Origin of the sequence: Virgibacillus sp. AGTR, assembly GCF_016919725.2 — a bacterium.
Lineage (GTDB): Bacteria > Bacillota > Bacilli > Bacillales > Amphibacillaceae > Virgibacillus > Virgibacillus salarius.
In genome coordinates this window covers 1-1,607 of the sequence record NZ_JAJERH010000154.1, presented here as the reverse complement: position 1 = coordinate 1,607, position 1,607 = coordinate 1, and the positions used below count along the sequence as shown (strand labels likewise).

General features: G+C 36.2%; 1 protein-coding gene and 1 pseudogene. Both read left to right on the top strand.

What is annotated here, in order from left to right:
- Positions 1-132: 132 nt before the first annotated feature.
- A complete protein-coding gene (locus tag JUJ52_RS22960; RefSeq protein ID WP_205388866.1) occupies positions 133-1,032 on the top strand; it encodes an ROK family protein in 900 nt (299 codons plus the stop codon).
- A 375-nt stretch (positions 1,033-1,407) separates the two neighbouring features.
- Positions 1,408-1,607, top strand: a pseudogene (locus JUJ52_RS22955) (hypothetical protein); the annotation flags it as partial.

The following is a 1,607-nucleotide window of genomic DNA, read 5'->3' as shown; positions in this document are numbered from 1 at the left end:
AGTTTTTCTTATTCATGGGAAACAGGTGGAAATTGTACTTTGAAAAGGTTAAACAGATGTAATGCTTCTATCGCATTTATTGGAAAATAAGCATGGTTAAGGAATGTGTTGTAAGGAAAGTGAGGAGTGCTAATGAGGTATGCTATCGGAATTGATATTGGCGGTACGACAGTGGAAGCTGGTATCGTCAACGAGAAAGGAGACTTAATTCAAAAGGAGTCAGTCCAAAGTGACCCCTCAAATAAAGAGAAAATGTTTCTACAAGTTATTCAATGTGTAAACCAACTCCTAAATCATTCTAGTATTCCAGAGGATGAGATATACGGGATTGGTGCTGGTATTCCTGGAAAAATAGATCGTAGAAATGGGGTAGCGGTCTTTCAGAATAACCTTCCATGGTCTAATTTTCCAATAGTTCATCGTCTACGGGAAGCGCTAGGAATCGATAATATTGTAATTGATAATGATGTATATATGGCAGCATTTGCGGAATGGAAAGAGGCAAAAATGCTTGAGGATGAACTATTTGTTTATATTACGATTAGTACAGGGATTTCTTGCTCCATTATTCAAGGGGGAAACTTTATAAGGGGAGCAGGCTTTGCTGGGGAGCTGGGATTGATACCCGTTTTTACACACACAGCTGATCATAGCATGGAAAGATTAGAACATGCTGCATCTGGCCCAGCTATGCAAGCGAAGGCAAGGTCCATTTATTTCAATGAAGCATTAGTAACGAAAGATATTTTTATTCATTTTACTCGAGGAGAGAGCAATGCAAGTAGATTGGTGGACGAAATGATTCATGCATTAACCCAAGGTGTTTACATGATTAATAGTATATTAGATCCGCACAAGATTGTTTTTGGTGGGAGTGTTGCAACATATAATCCCTATATATTACCTTTACTAAAGGATAAGTTAAAAAATTACTTGATTGAAGAACAACTACATATTCTTCAAAACATGGAAATAAGTAATTTGAATAATGGTCAAGGAATTATCGGTGCAGGTTTACGTGCATTCAGGTAAGGAAATTTATAGAAAAAGAGGTTGTACATTTTAGTGGACTAAGCATAAATAAGTAGAAAAGTAATGGGAATGGAATACTTGATCCATACAGTAGATACATAGTAAGGTTCACAATCAGCTTGATTAGAATAGAGATGCACTTTTTGGGTAGAGTGCATTTTATTTGGGATAGAAAGGGAAGCCTCCAACCTATAGCTAGGGTGATATAACGTTAACACGATCTATTCAAATGAAGCTAGACAAATTCGCTTTACCAGTCAACCTGAATCCTCCATATAATTCTAGACTACATAAGAATGGGCACTTGTGTAACCTTAACATTCCAGCTATGCTATTAAAGGTAAACAAACAACTATGACATGGGAGATGGAATGTATGCAGTCTGTCATAACGTGGGGATTAAGAATTTCCATTGTATCCTATACGTTTCTACACCTTGTAACTTACTTTTTTGAAAAGAGATTATTGCTGTATGCTTTAGCATGTTGTGGTTTATTTATACTAATATTTGCTAGTTTATCAAAGACGTTAAGACAATTTAAACTCCCCTTTTTCCTATTTATCACCGGCTTTAT